The 1,546-nt window shown below is 67.4% G+C and carries 1 protein-coding gene; it reads left to right on the top strand.

Annotated features, from left to right (window positions below; translation table 11 throughout):
• Positions 1-37: 37 nt before the first annotated feature.
• Positions 38-1,546, top strand: a 1,509-nt coding sequence (locus WBQ44_RS16120; RefSeq protein WP_495567678.1) for an acyltransferase domain-containing protein, incomplete at its 3' end; no start/stop codon positions are given.

Raw genomic sequence — 1,546 nt, 5'->3', positions numbered from 1 at the left:
CTTCGAACCCGTCGCAGTACGGACGAGCACCCCGTCGGTGATCTTTGCATTCCCCGGAGCCGGAGGCCATTACCGCGGCATGGGCGCAGACCTGTACCGCGACGAACCCGTGTTCCGGAGCGTGGTCGACGAAGTGGCCGAGCTACTCGTCCCGCACATCGGCGCCGACGTCCGAGACATCTTCGACCGCACTGACACTTCCGACCGAATTCGCGACGTCGCCTTCGCCGTGCCCGCTCTGTTCGCGATCTCCCTCGGCACCGCTCGTCTGCTGCAATCTTGGGGCCTGACACCCGCGGCAACACTCGGTCACAGCCTCGGCGAATGCACGGCCGCAGCCTTCACCGGCGCACTGACGCTGGCCGATGCGTGCACGCTGGTGGCGGCGCGCTGTACGGCCGCCGCGCGGTCCGCAGGTGTCGGCGGAATGATGTCCGTGGCACTCTCCGAGAACGCACTCCGTGACATTCTCGTCGGGCACCCCGAGCTCGACGTGGCCGCGGTGAACGGACCGAACTCCTGCGTCGTCGCCGGAATTCACGCCGAATTGCAATCCCTGGAGCGTACTTTGGAGGATCGCGGGGTCGACTTCAGCATGCTTCGCCTCGATGCCGCCATGCACTCCCGGCACGTGGAGGCAGCGCTGGGTGATGTGGAGCAGGCAGTGCGCTCGTTCGCCGCACCGCTCGACTCCGCCCGTATCGGATCGGTCTACAGCACGGTCACCGGTGGCCTCGTCGACGATGCCGCTCTTCGTGAGCCGCCGCACTGGGTCGGACAGCTACGCAGTCCGGTGCAGTTTTCGCGAGCACTCACCACGGCAGTCGGCTCGACCGGCAACGACGTGGTGATCATCGAGGTCGGACCGGGCTCCGCGCTCACCGGTCTCGCTCTGGCCCACGGATTCGCCAACGCCGCGGCCATCGTTCCGACAATGAACCGCGACGAGTCGGAGTCCGTCACCGTTCGTGCGGCCGTCGGTCGCGCCTGGGCAGTCGGGGTCGACGTCGACCTGGCGGCAGTATCCGGTGGCGCCGTCCGACGGCGTGTGCGTGCGCCCGGTTATAGGTTCGACCGCAGGCATCTATGGATCGAGCCTGCGGACGCCGACACTGTGCCGTCCGACCGAGTCGATGATCCGCTGCAGATTGCGCTGTGGCGTCAGCTTCCGCCCGCCGACGCGACTGCATCGTTACAGGGTACATGGGCGGTGGTCGGCACGTGCTCGGCGGCCGAAGCGCTGCGACGCGAATTCGCTTCGTGCGATGCAGATGTCGATGACGGTGAGGCCGAAGGCGCGCTGCACGGCGTCGTCTACTACGGCGATGAGCACGATAGCCCGGCTGCCGCGGTCACCTCGTTCGCCGAGACAGCCGCTCACCTCGTGCCGCGTATGGCCGACAACGCTCTGTGGCTGCTGGTGACCCGCAACGGTTCGAGGGTTACCGACAGCAGCCCCGTCGACCCCGTGGCTGCGGCGCTGCGTACGTTGCCACGGATACTGGGCCAGGAGGCGCCCGGACTTCGTTGGGCCGCTGTAGATGTC

It is taken from the genome of Rhodococcus sp. (in: high G+C Gram-positive bacteria) (assembly GCF_049591685.1).
Taxonomy (GTDB): Bacteria; Actinomycetota; Actinomycetes; order Mycobacteriales; family Mycobacteriaceae; genus Rhodococcoides.
This window is presented reverse-complemented; position numbering and strand designations above follow the sequence as displayed.